Source organism: Stenotrophomonas sp. KH_036_B, from assembly GCF_057839485.1.
Genome location: NZ_CM174491.1, coordinates 4,333,633 through 4,351,201, shown reverse-complemented (window position 1 = coordinate 4,351,201; position 17,569 = coordinate 4,333,633). Strand labels below are relative to the sequence as shown.

The 17,569-nt window shown below is 69.9% G+C and carries 5 protein-coding genes; 4 read left to right on the top strand and 1 reads right to left on the bottom strand.

Going from position 1 to position 17,569, the window contains the following annotated elements:
• The first annotated feature begins 208 nt into the window (after nucleotides 1-208).
• Genes AC3ITN_RS19240 through AC3ITN_RS19230 form a run of 3 tightly spaced genes read left to right on the top strand, consistent with a single transcriptional unit; the run spans nucleotide 209 to nucleotide 14,131 of the window.
• The gene (locus tag AC3ITN_RS19240; RefSeq protein ID WP_489391562.1) at nucleotides 209-9,754 is read left to right on the top strand and encodes an SdrD B-like domain-containing protein; all 9,546 of its coding nucleotides are present in this window, start codon (nucleotides 209-211) and stop codon (nucleotides 9,752-9,754) included.
• Nucleotides 9,751-13,110 carry a hypothetical protein gene (locus AC3ITN_RS19235; protein WP_489391561.1) on the top strand — a complete coding sequence of 1,120 codons (3,360 nt, stop codon included), beginning with the start codon at nucleotides 9,751-9,753 and terminating at the stop codon, nucleotides 13,108-13,110. Before AC3ITN_RS19240 ends, AC3ITN_RS19235 begins: the two co-directional genes overlap by 4 nt.
• Nucleotides 13,111-13,120: 10 nt before the next feature.
• Complete coding sequence (locus AC3ITN_RS19230) at nucleotides 13,121-14,131, top strand: OmpA family protein (protein ID WP_489391560.1); 1,011 nt, start codon at nucleotides 13,121-13,123, stop codon at nucleotides 14,129-14,131.
• A gap of 32 nt (nucleotides 14,132-14,163) precedes the next feature.
• Here AC3ITN_RS19230 and AC3ITN_RS19225 read toward each other — a convergent pair whose 3' ends face one another.
• Nucleotides 14,164-15,927, bottom strand: a complete 1,764-nt coding sequence (locus AC3ITN_RS19225) for a diguanylate cyclase (protein WP_489391559.1) — start codon at nucleotides 15,925-15,927, stop codon at nucleotides 14,164-14,166.
• Here AC3ITN_RS19225 and AC3ITN_RS19220 point away from each other — a divergent pair.
• A complete protein-coding gene (locus tag AC3ITN_RS19220; protein WP_489391558.1) occupies nucleotides 15,904-17,541 on the top strand; it encodes a sensor histidine kinase in 1,638 nt (545 codons plus the stop codon). The genes AC3ITN_RS19225 and AC3ITN_RS19220 overlap by 24 nt on opposite strands.
• Nucleotides 17,542-17,569 lie beyond the last annotated feature (28 nt).

The window sequence follows — 17,569 nt, the reverse complement described above, 5'->3', positions numbered from 1 at the left end:
GTGTGAGCGAGTGTGAGCGTGCGTGAGCCGCCGGCACTGACTTGCTTTCACGGCAACATCACAATTCGCCCCGCCCGGTACCGCCGGCGACGCCTGTCGCCCGCCGTTCGGGAGTCATCTGACAGGGAACGTCCGGTTCGATTGCGTTGGGAGCGCATCGTGCCGCGTTCCCCGTGAACGCCGCAACGACCGGAACAGGGGAAAACGCATGTCCATCCATAGCGATCGCGCAGCCATCTGCGCGGCGGCAACGCCGTTCGAGCGCACGTTGGCGCCGTGGTGGCCGCTGCGGCTCCGGCGCGCCGTGGTGGCGCTGCTGATGGCGCTGCCGCTGCCCGCACTGGCGGTGGACCTGCAGATCACCGACTTCTCCGATACCGGCTACGACCCGGTACCGGCGGGCACGACCGTGATCTACAACGTCAAGGTCGAGAACGGCGCCAACGACAACGCCAGCGGTACCGTGACCCTGTTCGACCTGCCCGCCGGCACCGCGCTCGCCGGCACCGCACCGGCCGGGTGCAGCGCCTCGGCAGGCGCCAGCGGCACCACCCGCGTGGTCTGCACCAACCCGGTGCTGAATGCCGCGACGGCCCCTTACGAGTTCAAGCTGCCGGTCACCACCACCGCCTCGCAGCCGGCCACCATCACCGTCCGTGCGGCGATCGGCTTCGCCACTGCGCTGCCGCCGGCGACCACGCCGATCAGCGCGCTGCAGACCAACGATCCGTTCTTCGGCAGCGACACCAACGTTGCCAACAACCGCACCAGCCAGAACACCACCATCCAGGCCGCGGCCGACCTGGAGCTCAGCAAGAGCGCGACCCCGAACCCGGTGATCGGCGGCGGTGAAATCACCTATACCCTCACCGTGCGCAACAACGGCCCGAGCGTGGCCACCGGCTTCAACGTGGTCGACACGCTGCCGCCGAACGTGGCCCTGGTGGGCGTGCCCAGCGGTGCGGACTGGGCCTTCGCCCAGCAGAACGGTACCTACAACGGCACCCTGGCGGTCGGCGCGACCACCAGCTATTCGTTCCGTGGCAAGGTCAATGTCGGCACCGGCAACATCGTCAACTCCGCCGTGGTCAACGCGGGCACGGTGGCCGATGCGGTGCCGGACAACAACGCCGCGCAGGTCACCACCGCGGTCACCGCCGGTGCGGACCTGCTGGTGTCCAAGTCGGTGTCGCCGGCGCCGGCAGCCGCTGGTTCGGTGGTCACCTATACGCTGACCGCGCGCAACGACGGGCCGAGTGCTTCCACCAATGTGGTGCTTCGCGACCCATTGCCGGAAGGCTTCATCGTCAACGGTGTGACCGGTCCCAGTGGCTGGTCGTGCAGCAACAACGCCGAACGCACCGTGGTCACCTGCACCGCTGCGAGCTTCGCACCGGGCGCGCAGGCGCAGATCGCCATCCAGGCGCAGGTGCCTTCCACCGGCACCAACAGCAGCGGCACGGTCAGCAACACCGCGCAGATCAGCGCCGATACGCCGGACCCGGTATCGGCCAACAACACCGGCAGCGTCGGCCTCACCGTCATCCCCGACGGCGCAGACCTGCGCATGACCAAGACCAAGACACCGGCCCTGGTCCCGGTGTGGAACAACACCGGCCTGCGCACTGACAGCGTGATGGCCAGTTCGCTGCGCGCGCAGAACCTGGGCCCGCGCACCGTCACCGGCAACCTGCAGCTGGTGGACACGCTGGCCCCCGGCGAAGAGTGGGTGGATGTCAGCGGCCAGCCGTATGCGCCCGGCACGCCGGTCACCGTGGGCGGCTTCAGCTGCAGCGTGGACCGCGCCTGGAGCGGGGCGCCGGCGCAGGTGGTCACCTGCACGCAGACCGGCGGCTACCCGGTGGCCGTCAACGGCAACTCGGCGGCGCTCACGCTGTACACGCTGGCGCGCCTGCAGGGCACGCTGTCCAACACCGCGTGCACCGGCGGCAGCGGTGGTTCGGCCGAACCGACCACGGCCGGCGGCATCAACCTGGACCCGAACACCGGCAATGACTGCACCGGTGCGCAGAGCCGCGCCACCGACGCCCGCGCCGATCTGTCGATCACCAAGCGCACCAATGCCGCCGGCGACGCCGACAACATCATTCGCGACACCGACGGCGGGGTGAGCTACACGCTGCAGGTCACCAACAGCGGCGCGTCCACCACCGGCGTGGTGGTCAACGATCCGATTCCCGGCTTCGTCACCGGCTCCACCACCGTGACCCCGACCAGCACCCCGGCTGGTTGGAGCTGCGGGCTCACCGGCAGTACCTGGGTGTGCCGTTCCAACACGACCGCGCTGGCGGCCAACGCCACGGTCACGATCGGCTTCACGGTGAACCGTGGTCTGTTCGACAGCCAGTTGCAGGGCGCAATCACCTGCGGCGGCGTGGCGATGCCGGCCGGCCGCTTCTGCAACACCGCCGGGGTGAGCGTCGATCCGACCGTGAGCGGTTCGATCGGCGAAGCCGACGCCACCAACAACGGCGCCTCGGACTGGGTGCAGATCGACCCGGTCGCCAACGTGGCCACCACCGCCAAGGACATCACGTCGGGCAGCCCCGGTCGTGCCGGCGTCAACACCACCTACCGCATCACCTACCAGAACCGCGGCCCGTCGGTGGCCCGTGGCGTGGTCTTCACCGACACCTTCACCCTGCCGGCCAATGACGCCGGCTTCGTGCTGGTCTCGGCCGTGCGGACCGGCACCGGCACCAGCGCCTGTACGGTGACCAGCAGCGACCCGGCCATCGGTTCGGCCGCCGCGCCCGGTGGCACCTCGTGGTTCAACAACGGCGGCGCGCCGGCCACGCTGCGGCTGACCTGCGCACCGCTGGACATGGCGAACAATTCGACCCAGACGATGACGGTGGTGATCCGCCCGAACGTCAACAGTGGCAACACCGGGCGTCAGTTCACCAACGTCGGCACGTTCTACTTCGACCTCGATGGCAACGGCACCCAGGACCCGGCCAGCGGGACCGACGGCAACGGCCGCACCTACAACTACAACAGCCGTACCGACGATGACAGCCGTTCGGCCGTGCTCGACTTCACCGCCGGTGAAGTGGACCTGATCGTCAACAAGATCGACCAGAACTTCGTGGGCGCCGTGGACCCGCTCGGCTTCGATTCGCGCGTGGGCCAGGAAGCCAACAACTACATCACCTACCAGGTGAGCGTGCGGAACGACGGTCCGTCGCTGGCGACGCGGACGCTGATCGAAGACACCATCACCCCGGCCAGTGGCGCCAATGTCGCCTTCGTCGGCAGCCGCACCGGCACCGCGACCACCCCGCAGGGAGCGCTGGAAGCACCGGGCGACCGCTGCACCGTGGCGCCCGGCAGCACCAACCCGAGTACCGCACCGCAGACCCTGTCGTGCAGCCTGCCCAGCATCGGCGTGGCCACCACCGAACAGGGCGTGATCGGCGCCGGCCAGACCAGCTACCTGTACCTGGTCTACCAGTACCTCGCCTCGCCGCCGGCTACCGGCGCGACGCTGCTCAACTCGGTCACCGCGCGCTCGGCCGAAACCGAACGCGACAGCAGCAACAACACTGCCGTGCAGGAAACCAGCATCCGTACCCGCTCGGACCTGGCGATGACCAAGTCCAGCGTGGTGCTGGCTCCGAACGCCAACCCGACCCAGCCGCTGCCGGCCGCCGCCGCCACGGTCAGCCTGCGCCAGCCGTTCTGGTACGTGCTGGACGTGCTCAACAACGGTCCTGGCCACAGCCTGTCGCGCGACCGCACCGGCAACAACCCGTTGCGCGGCGATGGCGTGGTGGTCACCGACACCCTGCCGGCCGAACTGGAGGTCATCGGCGGCGCCGAAGCCATCACCTGGCAGAAGGTGGGCAACACCGCCGACGCCGGGGTGCAGGCCAATGGCACGGGCAACTGCGAATTGAATGGCCGCACCGTCACCTGCCGCATGGGCGACCTGGCGCTGGACGGCCGCACACGCGTGCTGGTTCCCGCGCGCTGGACCACGCTGCCGACCAACGGCGCCGGCAGCAATACCGCCCGCGCCACCAGTGACCAGCTCGACCCGACTCCCGGCAATGACGAAGGCACCAGCACCCACACCGTGGTGCGTTCCTCGCTCGCCGGCGTGGTGTTCCAGGACCGCGACCGCAGCGCCGGCAACGGCGGCACGGTGCAGACCGCCGAGCCCACCATTTCCGGCGTCGAAGTCCGCCTCGGCGGCCAGGACGCCTATGGCAACGCGGTGGCGCTCACGACCACGACCGACGCCAGCGGCGCCTACCGCTTCGACAACCTTGCCCCCGCGGGCGCAGGTGGCTACACCGTGACCCAGGTGCAGCCGGCCGCCTACGTCAACGGCCCGGTGGCACCGCCCACCAGCGGCGGCCAGGCGCCGTCGGCGGGTGGCACGTTCGCGGTGGTCGATCCGGCCGCGACCGCCAATTCGGTCTACACCGCCATCGCGCTGGGCGCGGGCGTGGACGCAGTGCGCTACAACTTCCCCGAAGTGCGTCGCCCGGCCTTGTCCGGCTTCGTCTACGTGGACAGCAACTACAGCAACACCCGCAACGCGGGTGATGCGCCGATCGCCAACGCCACCGTGGAACTGCTCGATGCCGCCGGCACCGTGCTGGCCAGCACCATCACCGGCAGCGATGGCAGCTACACCTTCAACAGCCTGGACCCGCTGCAGGTCTACACGCTGCGCGAAGTGCTGCCGACCGGCAGCTACCGCAACCGCCCGAGCGCGATCAACCCGGGCCTGGTCGGCGCCGGCGCCTGCGTGGGCTGCACCGTGGCCACCGGCGCGTCCGGTGACGCCGCCACCACCGACCGGATCAGCAGCATCGACCTGTCGCGCGGCGAAGACGGCACCGTCTTCAACTTCGGCGAAGACGCGATCACCGCGATCTCCGGGCATGTCTACCTGGACCGCAACGGCAATGGCGACTTCGATGCCGGCGATGCCGGCACGCGCCATTCGCAGCCCAATGGCGGCCTGCAGGGGGTCACGGTGACCCTCATCGGCGCTGGCCCCGACGGCGTGTTCGGCAATGCCGACGATCTGCCAGCGGTGGTGGTGCAGACCGACGCGCAGGGGCGCTATGACTTCGACGCCCTGGTCGTCGGGCAGAACTACCGCATCACCGAAACCCAGCCGCAGGGCTATGCCAACGCGGCCGAGAACGCGTCCAACGTCATCACGCTCAACGCGCTGCCGTTGACCGGTTCGGCCGGCAACGACTTCGGTGAGACGCTCGGCTCGATCAGCGGGCTGGTCTACGAGGACTTCTCCAACGTCGCGGCCAACAACAACAACGGCCGCCGCGATGCCGGCGAGAACCCGATCGCCAACGTCACCCTGACCCTGTCGGGTACCGACCTGCTCGGCAATCCGGTCACGCTGACCACCACCACCGATGCCACCGGCAGCTATCGCTTCAGCGACCTGCTGCCGCCGCAGGCCGGCACCGACTACACCCTGACCGAGACCCAGCCGGCCGGTTATCTGGACGGCAGGCACACGGCGGGCAATGCCGCCACGCCGGGCAGCACGGCGGTGCCCAATGTGATCTCCGCCATCGCCATCACCGCCGGCCAGGACGCCACCGGCTACCTGTTCGGCGAACTGGCCAATGCGCCGATCAGCGGCACCGTGTACCTGGACCGCAACGACGACGGCGACAACAACGCCGGCGACATCGGCATTCCGGGCGTGCAGGTGACCATCGTGGGTGCCGGTGCCGACGGCGTGTTCGGCACCACCGACGACACCACGGTCAGCCTGGTCACCAACGCCGACGGCCAGTACAGCTACCCGGGCGCGATCGCCGGCCAGGACTACCGCATCACCGAAACCCAGCCGACCGGCCTGGGCGAGGGCCGCGAGCAGCCGGGCAACGTCATCAACGTGACCAACCTGCCGGCGGCGGGTTCCAGCGGCAATGATTTCGGTGAGCTGGCGGCGTCGCTGTCGGGCACCGTCTATCTGGACCGCAACAACAACGGCGTGCAGGACGCCGGCGAACCCGGGCTGGCCGGCGTGCAGCTGCAGCTGCCGGCGGGCACCGTCGACGTGCTGGGCAACGCCGTGACCACGGCGGTGACCGATGCCGACGGCCGCTACCGCGTCGAACACCTGCCGGCGGGCACGTACAGCGTGACCGAACAGGCGACGCAGCCGCTGTTCAACGGCGCGCCGACCCTCAACGGCATCACCCGCGCGGGCAGCGTCGACGGCGTGGCCGCGGGTGTGGCCACGGCGGTGGCCAGCGTGCCCAGCGCGATCACCGCGATCGCGCTGCCGGCCGGCAGGAACGGGATCGAACACAACTTCGGCGAGATCCTGCCGGTGGCGATCTCCGGCACGGTGTTCTTCGACGTCGACAACGACGGCATCCGCAGCGGTGCGGCCGAGACCGGTATCGAGGCGGTGACCCTGCAGGTCACCGGCACCGACGACACCGGCGCCAGCGTCAACGTGAGCGTGCAGACCGATGCCGATGGCCGCTTCGCCTTCGATGGCCTGCGCCCGGGCACCTACACCCTGACCGAGCCGCAGCAGCCGGCCGGCACCAGCAACGGCATCACCACCGCCGGCACGGTCGGCGGTACCCCGCGTGGGACCGCCACGCCGGTCACCACGGTACCCAGCCGGATCAGCACGATCGACCTGACCACGCCGGGCAGCGCGTCGGTGGACAACCTGTTCGGCGAAATTCCGCTCAACAGCGGCATCAGTGGCAAGGTCTGGACCGACCGCAACAACGACGGCGTGATCGACCCGGGTGAAACCGGCCTGGCCAATGTGCGCATCACTTTGGTCGGCACCGACCTGGCCGGCAACCCGATCACCCGCGACACCGTGACCGATGCCGACGGCAGCTACAGCTTCGCCGAGCTGCCGCCGGGCACCTATGGGGTGGCCGAGCCGGACCAGCCCACCGGTACCCGCGATGGTCGCACCGTGGCCGGCAGCACCGGTGGCACCGTCACCGCGCCGGGCACCACGCCGTCGCAGATCAGCGCGGTGGTGCTGGGTGTCAACCAGCAGTCGATCAACAACAACTTCGGCGAGATTCCGACCGCGAGCATCGCCGGCCGTGTCTACAACGACAGCAATGACAACGGCAGCGTCGACAGCAGCGAAGGTGGCATTGCCGGCGTCAGCGTCGTGCTCACCGGCACCGACGATCTCGGCCAGCCGGTGTCGGCGACGCTGAACACCGATGCCGACGGCCGCTACCGCTTCGACGGCCTGCGCCCGGGCACCTACACCGTGACCGAGCCGACCCAGCCGCCGCAGACGCTCAACGGCACCACCACGGCGGGCACGGTGGGCGGTGCCACGGTGGGCGTCGCCAGCGACCGTGCCAGCGTGCCGTCGACGATCAGCCAGATCGTGCTGCCGCTCGGTGCCGATTCGCTGGAGAACAACTTCGGCGAGATCGGCGACTCGCCCGACCTGATGGTCAGCAAGTCCTCGACCACTCCCCGCTTCACCGTGAACAACGTCGCCGCCTACACCATCCAGGTGCGGAATGGCGGCCAGCAGGTATCGCGGGGCGACTACGTGGTGCACGACCGCCTGCCGGTGGGCCTGAGCCTGGAGAGCACGCCGGTGGGTACCGGTTGGACCTGCACCGGCGAGCCCGGCGCAACCCGTTTCAGCTGCACCAGCCAGCGCGTGCTGGCGGCCGGTGCGGTCTCGCCGGACACCATCGCCGTGCAGGCGCGCGTCGGTGCGGCTGCGGCCGAGGCCGGTACGGTGAACAACGCCGTGCTGGTTGAAGGGGGCGGCGAGAACGCCTTCCGTGCCCCGACCGCCGCTGAGCGCGCCGCGTTCGACGGCGAGGTGGGCGACCTGCCAGCGTGCGTGGACAGCATCCTCCACAACGCCTGCCGCGTGCCCAACACCGTGCAGCTGGCCGCGTCGGTCGGCGGCACCGTGTGGTTCGACGTGGGCAGCGACGACCAGTTGCTGGACGGTGGTGACAGCCGCCTGTCGGCCTGGATCGTCGAACTGGTTGATCCGGCCACCGGCCTGGTGGTGAAGAGCACCGTGACCGCAGCGGACGGCAGCTACCGCGTCGGCGATGTGGTGCCCGGCGTGAAGTGGAACATCCGCTTCCGCGACCCGCGCTCGAACGTGCTGTGGCCGTTCCCGGTCACCCGTGAAACCGCCGGCGGCGTGCAGGAAGCCTGCGACGCCGACGCGGCGATCGCGCGCGGCGGCGTCAGCGCCTGCCGCACCACCGACAACGGCACCAGCCAGCTGGAAGTGGTGCTGCGCGCCGGTGAACACCTGCCGCAGCAGAGCCTGCCGGTGGACCCGTCGGGCGTGGTGTATGACGCCACCACCCGCGACCCGGTACCGGGCTCGATCGTCACGCTGGCCCCGGTCGGCCTGTGCACCGGCTACGACCCGCGCACCGCAGTGCTCAACGCCGCCAGTGGCGGTTACCGGATCGACGGCAACCGCATTGCCATGACGGTCGGCAGCGAAGGCTTCTATCAGTTCGCCTTCGCACCGACCGCACCGGCCCGCTGCGAATTCCAGCTCACGGTGACCCCGCCGGGCGGCTACACGTTCGTCTCGACGATGATTCCGCCGCAGGCCGACACCCTGTCGCCGGCCGGCGGCGCCGGTGCCAACCACGTCGTGCAGGCCAACACCCAGGCACCGACCGGTGCGGTGGGTGCGGCCACGCAGTACTACCTGACCCTGTTCGCCGGTTCGACCACGGCGGCGATCGTGCACAACCATCTGCCGCTCGATACGGCGGTGGCCACGGGTCTTGCGATCACCAAGACCGGTGACCGCCAGACCGCCGAGATCGGCGACACCGTGCAGTACACCATCACCGTGCGCCAGACCGCCGGTAGCGCGCTGGGTGCGTTGAACGTGATCGACCGCCTGCCGCGTGGCTTCACCTACATCGACGGTACCGCCCGTGCCGATGGCCGCGCGGTGCCCGATCCAGCCGGCAAGCCCGGCCCGCTGCTGGGCTTCGCGCTGGGACCGATCAGCGTCGGTGGCCAGGTCGTGCTGACCTACCGCGTCCGGGTGGGCGTGGGTGCGCAGCAGGGCGATGGCATCAACCGCGCGCAGGCCTTCGGCTGTTCGATCAGCGGGGGCTGCATCGACCCGGTCGCCATCGCGCCGCTGGCCGGTGCGCTGGCATCCAACCGGGCCGAGTATCGCGTCCGCGTCACCGGCGGCGTGTTCACCGACCAGGCCTGCGTGCTCGGCAAGGTGTTCATGGACTGCAACAACAACCACCTGCAGGACCGCGAAGAGCTCGGCATCCCGGGCGTGCGCCTGTACTTCTCCGACGGCACCTGGGTGATCAGCGATTCGGAAGGCAAGTACAGCCACTGCGGCCTGCCGCCGCAGAGCCACACGCTGAAGGTGGATGCCAGCACGCTGCCGGTCGGCGCGCACCTGACCACCAGCAGCAACCGCAACCTGGGCGACGCCGACAGCCTGTTCCTGGACCTGAAGAACGGCGAGCTGCACCGCGCCGACTTCATCGAGGGCAGCTGTTCCAACCCGGTGCTGGAGCAGGTCAAGGCCCGCCGCACCCAGGGTGAGGTGCGCGCGCCGGAAACAGAACCGGGGCAGGCGTCGCTGCGCTTCGAAAGCAAACCCGCACGGGCGCCGCAGCAGGCGACCGATACGGCCAACCAGAGACCGATCGTGCACCCCAGAGCCAACCCGCCCGCCGCCGGCGCCACCACGGAGGGCACGCCATGAGCCGCGCCCCCGTATTGCGCCGGCTGCCCCGCCTGAGCCTGCTGGCCTGCGCACTGGCCACCTTGCCGGCGATGGCCCAGAGCGTGGGAACCCCGGGCCGCTTCACCCCGGTCCTGGGTGAAGCCAGCACGCTGTACCCGCGCAGCCCGGCCAGCACGGACGCGGCGCCGGCTGCGCTGCGCACGACCACGGCGGCGGGCACGCTGGACCGCATCGTGGTGGAACTGGACCGCGACGGCGTACCCGCCGACGGCCAGAGCCCGGTGCACGTGCGCGTGCAGCTGCTCGATCCCAGCGGCCTGCCGCTGACCGGAACCACCTACGCCACGATTGAAAACAGCGGTGGGCGTATCCGCCTGCCGGGCTCGCGCACCGATGAGCTCGGCCCGGGCGCGCTGGACGCCGACAAGGTCACCCCGGGCGTGCAGCTGCAGGTCGTCGACGGCCTGGCCGAATTCGACCTGATCGCACCGCACGAGCCGCAGGATGTGCTGCTGCGCATCACCGCCGGTGCCGAGACCGCACAGGGCAGCATCGGCTTCGTCCCCGAAATGCGCGAGATGATCGCCACCGGCCTGATCGAAGGCGTGGTGAATTTCCGTCGCAACGGCAACGGCGGGCTGGTGTCGCCGGTGGAGAGCAATGACGCCTTCGATCGCGACATCCGCCGCTGGGAACGCCAGTTCAACAACGGCAAGGCCAACGCCGCCGCCCGTACCGCGTTCTTCGTCAAGGGACGGATCAAGGGCGAGACCCTGCTGACCGCCGCCTACGATTCGGACAAGGACACCCGCGGCCGCCTGCTGCGTGACATCCAGCCGGAGGAGTTCTACCCGGTCTACGGCGATTCGTCGCTGCGCGGGTTTGACGCGCGCTCGGCCGAGCGCCTGTACGTGCGCATCGACAACAGGCGCAGCTACCTGCTGTATGGCGATTTCCAGACCGGCGACGGACTGGCGACCGCCACCGGCATCGGCGGCAGCGGCCCGATTCCGCAGCGCAGCCTGGGCACCTACAACCGCACCGCCACCGGCCTGGGCTGGCATTTCGAAAGCACGCGCGTGCGCAGCAACGTGTTCGCCATCGAGGATTCCCTGCGCCAGGTGATCGAAGAGTTCCGCAGCCAGGGCAGTGGCCCGTATGCGCTGCGCAACAATGCGGTGCTGGAAGGCAGTGAGCGGGTCGAGGTGATCGTGCGTGACCGCAACCAGCCCACCCGCATCGTCTCGGTGCGGCCGCTGGCGCGGCTGGTGGATTACAGCTTCGAACCGTTCTCCGGGCGCATCCTGCTCAACCAGTTCCTGCCGGCCTTCGACAGCGACCTCAATCCCGTCTCGCTGCGCATCACCTACGAACTGGACCAGGACACCGAGAAGTTCTGGGTGGTCGGTGCCGACGCGCAGGTCAAACTGACCGACCGCATGGAAGTGGGTGCGGCCGCGGTCGACGACCGCAACCCGTATGCGGCGTTCCGCATGGGCAGCGCCAACGCCAGCTATCGGTTCGGCGACAACACCCTGCTGGTGGCCGAGTTCGCGCGCACCCAGAGTGAGGTCAACACCAACAGCATCAACCAGATCACCTCGCAGGGGCTGAAAGACGTCACCGGCGAGGTGGAGGGCAATGCCTGGCGGGTGGAATTCGCCCACCAGACGGAGAAGCTGGAAGCGCGCCTGTTCGCCGCCCGCACCGACCCGGCCTTCAACAATCCGGCCGCGCCGCTGTATGGCGGCCGTGGCGAGTACAACGCCCGTGTCGCCTACCAGCTCGGCCCGCGTCTTGAGCTGTACGTGGAAGGGCTGCGCAGCGAGGACCGCAATCCCGACGGTGGCAAGCGTGATGCCGGCGGCGCCGGCGTGCGGATCGACGCCACCGAGCGGCTGACCGTGGACCTGGGCGTACGCAGCATCCGCGAGACCATCGGCATCACCTCGCCGTGGTCGTCCGGCGTACCGTTCGGCAATGCCGGCGGGCTGACCGGCGGCTTCGCCACCGGTGCCGGTGGTGGCGCGCTCGGCTATGGCCAGCAGGCGCTGGATCCGGCCACCGGGTTGATGGTGATCAACGGCAGCAGCACCGGCAGCCCGATCACCAGCGACCTGCCGGTGGGCACCGAGCTGGAATCGGACAGCGCCCGCTTCGGCCTGGGCTACCGCCTGAGCGACCGGCTCAGCAGTGGCGCGGAGATCGAGCACAGCGTCAGTGGCGAGGACCGCCGGCGCCTGGCCGCGGGCCTGGACTACCAGGTGTTCGAACGCAGCCGCCTGTACGGCCGCTACGAGAAGCAGACCGGCCTGACCAGCGCGTACGGCATCACCACCACCGACCGCGAGGCCGATGCGCTGGTGTTCGGTATCGACAGCAGCTACCTGCGCGACACCCAGACCTTCAGCGAGTACCGCCTGCGCGATGCGATCAGTGGCCGCGACGTGCAGGCCGCCTCGGGCATCCGCAACAACTGGGATATCCGCGAAGGGCTGCGCCTGTCCAGCTCGGCCGAGCACGTCAAGGTGATCGATGGCAGCACCGGCGACAGCACCGGCCTGGCGCTGGCGCTCGACTACGCGGCCAACCCGCTGTGGCGGGGCGCGATCCGCGCCGAGCACCGCATCTCCGAGGACGTGCCGGACACCGACACCAACGAGGCGTTCAACACCACGCTGCTGCAGTTCATGCTGGCGCGAAAGCTCAGCCGTGACTGGACCCTGCTGGCCCGCAACTACCTGCTCAGCACCCGCTACGACGCACGCGGCGACGTGCTGCAGGACCGCTTCCAGCTGGGCGTGGCGTACCGCGACACCGACCGCAACCGGATCAATGCGCTGGCCCGCTACGAGTACAAGCTGGAGCGCGATGAAAGTGGCTTGACCCTGTCCGACGGCAGCACCGTGGATGGCAGCAGCCAGGACGTGCGCACGCGCGCCCACATCGTGTCCGCGCATGCCGACTGGCACCCGTCGCGGCCGTGGTGGTTCACCGGACGGGTGGCGGGCAAGTGGCAGCAGGACCAGTTCGCGTACCGCGATGGCGCGCGCGTCGACAGCCGCTTCCGCGCGATGCTGTTCTCCGGCCGTGTGGTGTACGACATCACCGAGAACTGGGACATCGGCGTGCTCGGGTCCACCTTCCGCGGGCAGGCCGGTGCAAACCAGTATGCCTACGGCATGGAGGTCGGCCGCCTGCTGCGCCAGAACCTGTGGTTGTCCGCCGGTTACAACTGGACCGGCTTCACCGGCGACCGCGACCTCAATGGCTACGAGTACACCCAGCAGGGCGTGTTCCTGCGCCTGCGCTTCAAGTTTGACGAAGACCTTTTCCGGCCGGACCCCGTCCGCTACCGCGACCCGGCACGCTGAGGATGCCCCGATGACCGTTACCCACCCGACCTTCCGTTTCGCCCGCCCGTTGCTGGGCATGGCGATCCTTGCCGGACTCGCCGGCGCCGCTTCGGCCCAGCAGGCGCAGCTGCTGCCGCAGCAGCTGCGCATCACCGACGCCGCGATCCACGCCGACCACGCCACGTATGAGGCCACCCAGGGCCGCATCCAGGCGCTCAACGACGGCGGCCGTCCGATCCGCGATTACCACCTGTCCAAGGCGCAGTGCTGGCTGGACGTGTCCTTCCACGAATACAGCCGCAACGACCGCAGCGACTTCCCGCAGGCCGCGCTCGGTGAATCGGAGCGGCTCATCATCGGCATGGAGCAGGGCGCCCGCCCGCTGCCCACCGACACGCCGCTGGTGAACAACGCCAAGTACCTGCGCGACGACCTGTGGCAGCGCCTGCGCGTGCTGCACGGCACGCCGGGCTTCGCCTGCGCCGCCCAGCAGGTGGCCTGCGGCGAAGTCGAGCTGGTGCACGCCGGCAACGAGTTCAACCAGCAGCAGTGGCGGCATTCCAAGCCGTACATCCAGATCGCCGAGGAGCTGGTGAACGATGCCGAGGCGCTGGCCCGCCAGTGCGACGTGGCACCGGCCGCGGTGACCGCGCCGGGCCCGCTGGTGGCCAACGTACTGTTCGAGTTCGACCGCGACGGCTACCGCGATATCCGCACGTACTCGCTGGAAAGCGTGGACCGCGCGCTGGCCAGCATTGCCGGCGAGAAACTGCAGCTGCAGGGCATCACGCTGGTCGGCCATGCCGACCGCATGCAGGGGCGTGGCTTCGATGCCAACCAGTCGCTATCCGAGCGACGCGCCCGCACCGTGCGCGAGCTGCTGATCGGCCGCGGCATCGACCCTGCGAAGGTGCGCTACGAATACCGCGGCGATACCCAGCAGGTCCAGCAGTGCGATGGCGTGCGCCCGCGCGCGGCGCTGCTGGAATGCCTGTTGCCCAACCGTCGTGTCGAGGTGCGATTCGAGGTCGCGCGCTGAAATGAGGTAGCGCAGCCACGCATGGCGTGGCGCTACGGGACCCACTGGATCGGGCGGCTGCTGCTCAATGTCACCCACCCGTCGGCCATCGCCGCGGTGGGATTGCCGAGCAGCACGTGCAGGTCCGGTGCACCGGCGCCGCGTTCGCCCCACACGCACGCCCATGCATTGCGTCCGCTCTGGCGGGCCACCTGCAACGCCCGGTCGGCGGCATGCAGGCTGTCGTCGAGCACGGGCGGCACATCGTCGAAGAGCGGCAGCGACGCCACCCCGATGCTCGCGCTGATGGTGAGGTGTTGTCCGGGACCGATCTCGACCACCAGGCGTTCAATCGCCAGCCGCAGGTGACCGGCCAGGGCCTGCGCGGCCGCTGCGCTGGTGTCGTGGCGGGCGACCAGGAATCCGGCGCCGCCCCAGCGTGCCACCAGGTCATGACGGTCGCTGGCCTGGCGCACGCAGGTGGCCACGGCCTTCAGTACGCGGTCGCCCGCGGCCTGGCCATGGCGGTCGTTGAGCTGCTTGAAATGGTCCAGTTCCAGCAACAGCAGCGCGCTGCGGCCGCGCCGTGACGCCTGGGCGGTGTCGGCGTCCAGCAGCCGTTCCGCCTCGCGCCGGTTGACCAGCCCGGTCACCGCGTCGGTCCGGCTCAATGCCGTGAGCTGGCGGCGCTGGTGGCGCAGCCGCAGCACGATCACCGTGGCGATCACCCACACCGCCAGCAGCGCGGCGACGGCCGTATTGCGCAGCAGCCGCACCCGGCCCAGGTCCTGCACGGCGTTGACCTGGGCCGGATCGATGCTGCGTTCGGCCGAGGCCTGCAAGCGCGCCAGCTGGGTGAGGGTTTCGCCCTTGTTGCGGGCCTGGTCCATGTCACGACCCTGGCGCACGTACTGCAATGCCTGCTCGCGGTGGCCGAGCAGGGTGTGGATATCGCCGAGCAGGTCCAGTCCGTTGCGGATCTCCTCGGTGAAGCGCCCGCCGTCGGCCAGGGCTTGTGCCTGCAGCGCCAGCGGCAGCGCGGCGTCGGCCTGGCGGCGATCGATCGCCAACCGCGCCAGCCGCTGCAGGGTCACGATCTGGCCCTGCGGGTCCTGCACGGCCTGCCAGTCCAGCACCTTGCGCAGGCCGGCCTCGGCCTGGTCCAGCTGCCCGGTCACGCGCTGGATCTCGGCACGGTGGCTGGCAATACGGTGCAGGAACACGTCCTGCCCACTCAGCCGCGTCCCGATCCCCTCGGCGCGCTTGAAGGCCGCCGACGCCTCGTCATACCGCTGCATCGTCAGCAGCGCGTAGCCGTAGTTGTAGTACAGGATCAGATCGCCGGGGTTGGGCGGGCGGCGCAGGTGCTCGCTGAGCTGCGTGGCCTTGTGCAGGTACGTCAGCGCCCCTTCGGCATCGCCCATGGCATCGCCACGGATCATCGCGATCTGCATCAGCGCCCCGATCTGGCCGTGCACGTCGCGCTCGCGGACCGCCGCGTCGAGCAGCTCGCCGGTCAATGCCAGCGCCCGGGTGTGATCGCCGCGCCATAGCAGCAGGTGCGAGGCCATCGAGCGCGCGCGCATCCGGTCCTCGGCCGTGGCATCGGCGCGTGCTGCCGCTGCGAGCAGGCGGTCGGGCAACCCGGCGGTCTGGTCCAGCTGCCCCAGCGCCCGCAGGGATACGCCCAGGCAGCCCACGGCGCCGATCTCCATCGAGGTGGAGATCGACGGCGCCGCCAGCAGGGCGCGCGCCATCTTCAACGACGTCTGCGGTTCACTGGTGAGCAGCGCATGGCACTGTTCCACCTGTTCCATCCGCGGCGCGCCATCGAGCGGGCGTTGCGCCAGAGCGGGCAGGGCAGCGAGCGAAAACAGGCAGACAAGCGCAGGCAGTCCACGCCGGACAAGCGACAACGTAATCATGGAGGCAACGACTTCCCCGGTCGGGTGCAGACTGATGACGGCGTACCGGGTCCGGCGCGGAGCGGCGGCGGCGGCGGTGCCCGGGCACGCGCTGCTAATATACCCGTGTTGCCGCCGAGCGCCGGCCTCACCGGCCGGATCCCGTCCCGCATGCCCGACCCGCTGCCCCCCGCACCCAACGCCGCCAGCGCTTGCCCGCAGGGTCTGGGCACCCGGACCGACGCCATGCTGCGGGGGCTGCTGCTGCTGGTGGGGCTGTACCACCTGCTGCTGGCGCTGTGGCTCGCGCTGCGCACGGGGCTTGGGCTGGACCTGATGGTGCCGGCCATGGCCGCCTCGCACATCCTGCTCTGCCTGCTGTGCCTGATCGAGCATCGCGCCGGGCGCACCCTGCATGCGGCCATGACCTTCCTGGTGGGCGAACTGCTGCTGCTGGTGCTGGCCTACGGCTACTGGGGCCTGGCCGCACAGCTGCGCGTGCAGATGGTGCAGCTGGTTCCGGTGCTGCTGGTGGCGGCGGTGCTCGGCGGCCCCGCGCTGCGCTGGAGCACCGCCTGGCTGTGTGGCGTGATGGCACTGGGTGCCTGGGGCGATGCGTCCGGTGCGCTGTTCCGTGCCGACCGGGTGCAGCACGCCACCGCCGATCTGGCGATCTCCGCAGCGGGTGCCGTGATCACCGCCTGGCTGCTTCACCACAGCGTGACCGGGCTGCGTGAAAGCCTGCACGAGGCGCAGCAGCGCAGCCGGGAACTGTCACGCAAGCGCGACCAACTGCAGGTGGAGATGCAGGAGCGCGAGCGCTCGCGCGACCAGCTGGTGCACGCCATGAAGATGGAGAACGTCGGCCGCCTCGCCAGCGGGATCGCGCACGACTTCAACCACCTGCTGGCGCTGATCCAGGGCTACGTGGCCAAGGCGCGGCGCAGCGAGGGTGACGACCTGCAGAGTGCCCTGCAGGGCGCGGACTCGGCCACCCGCCGGGCCAGTGCGGTCAGCCGCCGGTTGCTGGATTTCAGCCGGCTGGAGCCCGGCCGGCCGCAGCTGCTGGACGCGGCGGCCACGCTGATGGCGATGGCGCCCACGCTGCAGCAGGTCTTCGACGAAGGCGTGCGCTGCGAGGTGGACACCGGCGGGGTACGCCGGCTGATCCACTTCGATCCGGCGCAGCTCGAATCGATCCTGCTCAGCCTGGCGGTCAACGCCAACCAGGCGATGCCTCATGGCGGCGCGTTCACCCTGCGGCTGCAACCGCCTGACCCGGACGGCGCGCTGGTGCTGCAGCTGCAGGACACCGGCCAGGGCATGAGCGAAGCCATCCGCGCCCGGTGCCTGGAGCCGTTCTTCACCACCAAGCCGGTGGGCCAGGGCACGGGGCTGGGGCTGTCGGTCACCGCCAGCCTGGTGGCCGCCGCCGGCGGTTCGGTACAGGTCCACAGCCGCCCCGGCGAGGGCACGCGCATCGACCTGCACCTGCCCTCGCGCCCCCTGGCACCGCTGGCGGCGTGAGGATGGCCCCGGCATACCGCATCCAGCG